Here is a 6,730-nt window from a genome sequence, read left to right as displayed (position 1 = left end):
CACGCTACGGGTATATGCAAATAAAACCAATTTGAGCATAGCCGCTAGGTCGTACTCACGCGGTCGACCAAAAAGATAAGGTTCATTAATGGTTAAAGCCTCCACGAGTTCATTGATATACCACGCCGTATTAGTTTTATCCGGTTCATAATAAGTTGGGATCGCCAAACTTAGTTGATTCATGTTATAATAACTTTGCATATGGAACATCCTTTCGAGGGTGATTTCGCAGGGCACTGGCGCCAAACAGTGCTCTTTTTTATTATATTATAACTAAAAACGGTTCAACTGAAAACACGAATGTTTCCAGTTGAACCGTTTATTTTTGGAGACTTATGTCACAGCCGCTTACTTATTTTTGGGGTTACATCGTTGTTTTTATTTGGCTACAGCAAGCATGCGCTTAAACCAGTTTTTTATGCGTAAATTTTTGTTCATTGGTCAAATTAACTTGATAGCTGGTTATAGTAGGTGAATAGCGATCATTTGGACCAGTTTTACCTAAAAGACCATCACGCAGACTGTCCCAGTAAAGATGCCAAATTGTGCTCTTATCTAGCCAGTCAGTTTTGCGCTTTAACAAAATGCCGAGTCCTTTTTTTAAACTAGAGCCCAATAAAATAGTTAGGTAGAATAGTTTAGAACTTGAATATTGTTTACAGACTAAAATTTGGTTACGTACAAAATAGTAGTTTTTCCAATCATTAGGTTCGGCTATATTGGTGTGGTGGACAATTGCCTTAGAAACATTAAGAATTTTTGTTCGCTTACGAATTCGAAGTGCGTATTCAGTGTCAGTATGTTGGGTGAAGTACGCTTGATTGGGTAAGCCGATATCTTGGATAAGTTCACGCTTAAGTAGGATCCCACGGAAGGTGAACAAGTCTAAATAGAACTCATTCGAATATCTTTTAGCAGCAATATCTTTTTGGGTTAGCGTTGCATGATTCAATAACTTTCGCCGCTGACTAGTTTCAACGGTGCCATCACTTTGATAAACGCTACCACTAAAACATTGAACAGTTGGATTTTTATGTACTGCTTGTGCTAGTAGATTAAAGAAATCCGACTGGTAGGTAATATCATCCGTTGATAATGCAATCCATTTAAAGTTCTGTTGTTGAGCAAGTCTGAGTCCTTTATGAAAACCACCTGCACAACCGCGATTTGTGGCCAGGCGAACGTACTGGATTTGTTCGGGATATTTTTGAACGAGATTTAGCATTGCAACACCAGTATCATCAGTTGAGCCATTATCAACAACAATAATTCTTTTTGCTGGGCAATTTTGGTGTTGAAGTGATTCTAAACAAGCTAGTAATTTTTCTTGTTGATTATAGGTAACAAGGACAACGGCGTAGTTTAGCATAAGAGTCTCCTTTTAATGAGCATAATTTTTGCCTTTTTATTAGCATAATTTTTTTGGATAAGGAAAGATAGAAATATACATTAGTTATCACTAAAATAAATTTTTAATGAAGGTAAGACTAGAATGCTTATGAATTCGTTTACAATATTAAGGGAACATGCTAACTTTGAAGTAAGTTAGGAAGTGTTTGGAAAGGCCAATTTTGTGTTTGCCATGATTATGGAAATTATTCAGTAATTTACGCTGATACGCAAAATCGGAGTGCTTTTTGTGGTGTTCTAGGATAAAGGAGTGAAATTTAATGAACAAGAATAAGTTTATTGCCCAAGTAAAAGATGGCTTGATTGTTTCCTGTCAAGCACTGCCCGGGGAGCCGTTGTATTCTGAAAAGGGTGGCATTATGCCATTAATGGCCAAGGCAGCAGAGGAAGGCGGCGCGGCTGGCATTCGGGCAAATTCAGTGCGGGATATTAAAGAAATTCAGGCGGTGACCAGTTTACCGATTATTGGCATTATTAAGCGCCGTTATCCGCCGGAAGAGCAAGTAATAACGGCAACTTTAAAAGAAGTGGCAGAATTAGAAGCACTTGGAGTAGATGTGATTGCTTTTGATGCGACTGATCGGCCCCGGCACGATGAACTGACTGTTGCGGAATTCATTAGTGACATTCATGAAGAATTTCCGCAGCAAATGTTAATGGCCGATTGTTCTAATCTGCAGGAAGCCCTAGCAGCCTATGAAGTTGGGGTTGATTTTATTGGCACGACCTTAAGTGGTTATACCCAGGAGAGCCTGCAGCAGGAAGGACCAGATTTTGAACTCGTTAAAATTTTGTGTGCACGGCACGTTCCGGTAATTGCGGAAGGAAAAATTTATTCACCAGAGGACGCAAAAAAAATGTTGAAACTAGGTGCAGTAGCCGTTGTAGTCGGTAGCGCAATAACACGACCTAAGGAGACAACTGCAAGGTTTGCGAAGGCATTAGTTAATCAAAAATTTGCCAGTGAATAGATGTAACCGTTAACTTATAGGGCTATCTGATAAAACTTGGGTTTACAAAATCTCGTTTTGTAGTATGGTTATCATAAGAAATAATCATAAAAAGAAACTATTTTCTGCGATATTAAGGGGGTATCATCAATGATAACTGTCTATACATTACCAAATTGTCATTCCGCAAAGGCGGCGCAAGAGTGGTTAGAAAAACAACAATTACCATATACGACACAAGACATGAGTAAAATACCACTGACAATTGACGAGTTTAAGCGGATCTTGACGTTAACCACGGATGGGCTAAACGAATTGTTGGCCACGCGGGCATTTGATTATCAGACGTATGCTAGTAAATTAGAAAGTTTACCGTTATCTGATGCTTTGCGCCTTATTCAGGAACGACCTAAGTTACTAAAGGCACCATTAATTGTTAGTGATTCAAAATTAGTAATTGGTTTTAATCGGAACGAAATTCGTCAATTTTTACCACGTTCAGTGCGTAGATTGAATTTATATAGTGCTTTATTAAAGGCCGATTGATGGGCCGACAATTTAAACAACTAAAAAGAAGTCCTTGCCTTAAGTTTGATTATCAGAGTTGGTTGAAAGCTGTTTTCAACTACACTTAAGGCAAGGACTTTTTTATTATTCAGTTAGTTTAAAATCGCCCATAAAGCTTTCGTTCCACTGTAATTGGTTTTTAATTTGTTTACCGAATGTATCAATTAAGGCGTGGAGCTCTTGGGCCTGTTGCCAGTTAAGCTGCCAATCGTTCTCAACGACTTTTTGAAAGGGACGGTACTTAGTGGGCATGGTCAAGCCAAGCCACTTGAATTGGCGCTTGGCGTAGGCATCGACAATGAATACGGGTTTACGGAATCCGTAAAGAAGAATATCGTCGGCAGTTTCATTGCCAATCCCCTTAACGGCAAGCAATTGATTTTGTAATTGTTCTCGTGATAGTTGTTCAATTTTTTGCGGATCATCCTGATAGGTGGCCAGCCAATCGGCGGCCGCCTTAATGTAACCAGCCTTGGTTTTGTATAAACCAGCACGCTGGATGATGGTGGCCAGTTGTTCAATTGTTAATTGGCGAATGACTTGGGGATCATTATTGGTTGCAGCTAATAAATCAACGGCGGCAGCACCAGCGTTATTGGAGTTAGCGTTTTGGATTAAAATTGCGGACCAAATAACTTGAAAAGGTGTTTGCGCCCAGGTTTCAATTTGCATCCAGTTTTGTGGTCCTAAGTGTTCCTCCAATGTATTATATAGTGGTTTTAAATTCATTTTGTGCGACCTTTCGTTGTTTGAACAATAATTATTCTTAGTTTACTTGATTTTGGCCAACTTATTAAGTGATTTGACTTATTGAAATTTTCATGAAATTGGTGTTAAGCCGGGACGAGTTCTTTAATAATAGCTACTTTTAGGTTATACTAGCAACACAAATGGAGGTTGCAACATGTTAAACGATCGTTTATTTCATTGGTTAATTATGCGAATTGAAAATCCTTTCTCGGCTTCAACAAAATTCCGGTAATCTTTATAAATTTTGTTGAAAAGAAGGATTAAATTTTGAATTCAGAAAAAGAATTATCCGGCAAAACTGTTTTATTAATGGCTATTGCCGCTGGTGTTATTGTTGCTAATTTAAACTATATTCAACCAATCGAGGGGCTGATTGCAACTAGCTTTCAAGTCTCAAAGGCGACAGTTGGCGTTGTCGCAATGCTTACTCAGCTTGGTTATGCCTTTGGGCTCCTACTAATTGTACCTCTAGGGGACATCTTTAATCGTTATCATTTAATTCAGGTGATGTTAATTTTATCAATAGTCGCGTTGCTGCTTGCCTTTTGGGCGCCATCCGTGACAATCTTTGGGGCGGCTTCACTGTTAGTTGGAATTACGTCCGTGGCACCGCAAATTATTATTCCCTATGCAGCCTACTTAGCGCCAGATTTACATCAGGGGAAGGTTCTTGGTAATGTTTTGAGTGGTTTGTTAACGGGGATTCTTTTATCCCGTTCAGTTAGTGGATTGCTCGGCAGTATTATGAACTGGCAGTACGTTTACCTGATCGCGGCCTTGGCCTGTGCTATTTTACTAGTTATCTTACACGTTTATCTACCACGTGATCCACGGGCGCACCAAAACTTAAGCTACATTCACGTTTTAGGATCATTACCTAAATTATTACTAAAAGAAAAACATTTACAGGGTTCCGCCATTAATGGTTTTTGCTTATTTGGTGTTTCCAACGTTTTGTGGTCAACCTTGGCCTTTTATTTGGCCGCCCAGTACCACATGGGAAGTGATGTTGCCGGATTACTTGGCCTATTGGGTATTACAGGTGTACTATTTGCTTCTATTATTGGCCGACTAGTTGATCGTTATTCCCCACGAATGACAGTTGGAGTGGGAATTCTTTTTTCGGCGTTGGCCTTTCTTGTTTTTGCCAGCTTGGGACACTTCTTTATCGGGTTAATGGTTGGGATTGTTTTGCTAGATTTAGGCACGCAATTTGGCCAAGTTTCCAATCAGGCAATTGTCCAATCGCTGAATCGTGAAGCAAGCAGTCGCAATAATTCAATTTTTATGTTCAGCTATTTCCTTGGTGGCGCACTAGGAACTTTCTTTAGTACCTTTGCCTGGAGTCATTTTGGCTGGACAGGTGTCTGCAGTGTTGCGGCCATCTTTTTAGTGGTTGCACTTGCTGGCCACCTTATTTTGAAAGAGCCGAAGCAACTGCGCCAAGTGCAGGAATAAGTTAGCAATGAGTTGTTTTTATTTTACTCTATGTTGAATAAGTGGTAATTTATAGTTGAATATTCGGCGATGACGTTCGCAAATTTATTACAATCTGTAATTGATGACGTCTACTTAAGAGGGGTGATTCCCTTTTAGGTAGGCGTCTTTTCTTTTTGGAACGTTATGGCAAAGAATAGATTTCTTTGTGAACTGGAATTCTTTATTTTACAGAATCATCAAATATATTTTTAGGAGGACATACAACATGTCAGTTTATATTGAACAAGTTAAAGCACGAGAAATTTTTGATTCACGGGGCAATCCTACTGTTGAGGCAGACGTTATTCTTTCTGATGGAACTATGGGCCGAGCAGCAGTACCTTCTGGCAAGTCAACTGGCGAAAAGGAAGCCATTGAACTCCGTGATGGTGGTACTCGGTTACAAGGGAAAGGGGTTGCCAAGGCTGTCAACAACGTTAATACAGAAATCAACACTGCATTAAACGGTATGTCACCATTTAATCAGGCCGATGTTGACCAAAAGATGATTGATCTTGATGGTACGCCGAATAAGGCTCGTTTAGGTGCTAATGCAATTCTTGGTGTTTCTATGGCTACTTTACGTGCTGCCGCTAACTATGAAGGTATTCCACTGTATCGCTATTTAGGTGGGGTTGATCTTGAGTTGCCCCAAACATTTCATAATGTTATCAATGGTGGTGAACACGCGGACAATGGGATTGATATGCAAGAATTTTTAATCACACCAGTTAAGCGTTCATCATTCCGTGATGGTTTTGAAAAGATTACCAACACTTATCACGTTTTGAAAAGTCTAATTGAAAAGGCCGGCTACCAATCTGGTTTAGGCGATGAGGGTGGGTTTGCGCCAGACCTAAAATCTAGTGAAGAAGCACTTCAATTTTTACATGACGCCATTATTACTGCGGGTTACAAGCCAGGCGAAGATATCGCAATTGCTTTTGATGCTGCTGCAACCAGTTTTGCTCAGGCCGATGGTACTTATAAGTTTGAAGGCTTAGTGAAAACGGCGGACGAAATGGCCGCTTACTACATTGGTCTTTTAGATAAGTTTCCAGAAATCGTTTCTATTGAGGATCCTTACGGCGAAGATGATTGGGATAATTTTGCTAAGTTTACTAAGCAAGTTGGTGATCGAGTCCAGATTGTCACTGATGATAATGTTTGTACCAATCCAGTCTTATTCCGAAAAGCGATCAAAGCTGGCATGGCCAATAGTTTCTTAATCAAATTAAACCAAATTGGAACGGTTACTGAGACTTTGGAAGCAATCCGAATTGCTAAGAAAAATGGTTATACAACTATGATTTCACACCGTTCTGGTGAAACCGAGGATACTTTCATTGCTGATTTCACTGTTGCAACAAATACGGCACAGATCAAAACAGGTGCTCCTGCCCGAAGTGAACGTGTTGCTAAGTATAACCAGTTCTTACGAATTGAAGAAGAACTTGGCAGTAACGCACGTCTGGCACATTTTCCAGATAATGTAGCGTTTGACTAGTATATTTTTCAAGCATATTCTAGATTGATGAATTTTATTGTAGTCAAATGACCAATGTCAGAAGTAT

Annotated in this window: 6 protein-coding genes and 1 pseudogene; 4 read left to right on the top strand and 3 right to left on the bottom strand. The window is 39.6% G+C overall.

The features are described 5' to 3' along the window. Both EKM98_RS04185 and EKM98_RS04180 read right to left on the bottom strand, forming a co-directional pair. A pseudogene (locus EKM98_RS04185) lies at positions 1-201 on the bottom strand (IS1182 family transposase); the annotation flags it as partial. 202 nt (positions 202-403) lie between these two features. After that, on the bottom strand, positions 404-1,369 hold the full coding sequence (locus tag EKM98_RS04180) for a glycosyltransferase (protein ID WP_068225809.1): 966 nt from the start codon (positions 1,367-1,369) through the stop codon (positions 404-406). Between the two features lie 301 nt (positions 1,370-1,670). Here EKM98_RS04180 and EKM98_RS04175 point away from each other — a divergent pair, with 301 nt between their 5' ends. Next, positions 1,671-2,381 carry an N-acetylmannosamine-6-phosphate 2-epimerase gene (locus EKM98_RS04175; protein WP_068225810.1) on the top strand — a complete coding sequence of 237 codons (711 nt, stop codon included), beginning with the start codon at positions 1,671-1,673 and terminating at the stop codon, positions 2,379-2,381. Between the two features lie 129 nt (positions 2,382-2,510). Further along, positions 2,511-2,906, top strand: coding sequence for a Spx/MgsR family RNA polymerase-binding regulatory protein (locus EKM98_RS04170; protein ID WP_068225811.1), 396 nt, complete (start codon positions 2,511-2,513; stop codon positions 2,904-2,906). 105 nt (positions 2,907-3,011) lie between these two features. Here EKM98_RS04170 and EKM98_RS04165 read toward each other — a convergent pair whose 3' ends face one another. Next, complete coding sequence (locus EKM98_RS04165; RefSeq protein ID WP_068225812.1) at positions 3,012-3,656, bottom strand: endonuclease III domain-containing protein; 645 nt, start codon at positions 3,654-3,656, stop codon at positions 3,012-3,014. A 288-nt stretch (positions 3,657-3,944) separates the two neighbouring features. Between EKM98_RS04165 and EKM98_RS04160 the strand changes: the two genes are divergently transcribed. Together EKM98_RS04160 and eno are read left to right on the top strand one after the other, a co-directional pair. Then, the gene (locus EKM98_RS04160; protein ID WP_125980763.1) at positions 3,945-5,135 is read left to right on the top strand and encodes an MFS transporter; all 1,191 of its coding nucleotides are present in this window, start codon (positions 3,945-3,947) and stop codon (positions 5,133-5,135) included. Positions 5,136-5,382: 247 nt separating this feature from the next. After that, positions 5,383-6,663, top strand: a complete 1,281-nt coding sequence (gene eno, locus EKM98_RS04155) for a phosphopyruvate hydratase (RefSeq protein ID WP_125980761.1) — start codon at positions 5,383-5,385, stop codon at positions 6,661-6,663. The last annotated feature ends 67 nt before the right edge of the window (positions 6,664-6,730 follow it).

The organism is Loigolactobacillus iwatensis, from assembly GCF_003950295.1.
Classification (GTDB): Bacteria; Bacillota; Bacilli; order Lactobacillales; family Lactobacillaceae; genus Loigolactobacillus; species Loigolactobacillus iwatensis.
The sequence above is the reverse complement of the archived record's forward strand: the minus strand, read 5'-3'. Positions and strand labels throughout refer to the sequence as shown.

Excerpts from the sequence above, each read along its gene's own strand:
- EKM98_RS04170 (WP_068225811.1), top strand. The coding sequence starts at position 2,511 with ATGATAACTGTCTATACATTACCAAATTGTCATTCCGCAAAGGCGGCG.
- EKM98_RS04165 (WP_068225812.1), bottom strand. The coding sequence starts at position 3,656 with ATGAATTTAAAACCACTATATAATACATTGGAGGAACACTTAGGACCA.
- eno (WP_125980761.1), top strand. The coding sequence starts at position 5,383 with ATGTCAGTTTATATTGAACAAGTTAAAGCACGAGAAATTTTTGATTCA.
- EKM98_RS04175 (WP_068225810.1), top strand. The coding sequence starts at position 1,671 with ATGAACAAGAATAAGTTTATTGCCCAAGTAAAAGATGGCTTGATTGTT.
- EKM98_RS04180 (WP_068225809.1), bottom strand. The coding sequence starts at position 1,369 with ATGCTAAACTACGCCGTTGTCCTTGTTACCTATAATCAACAAGAAAAA.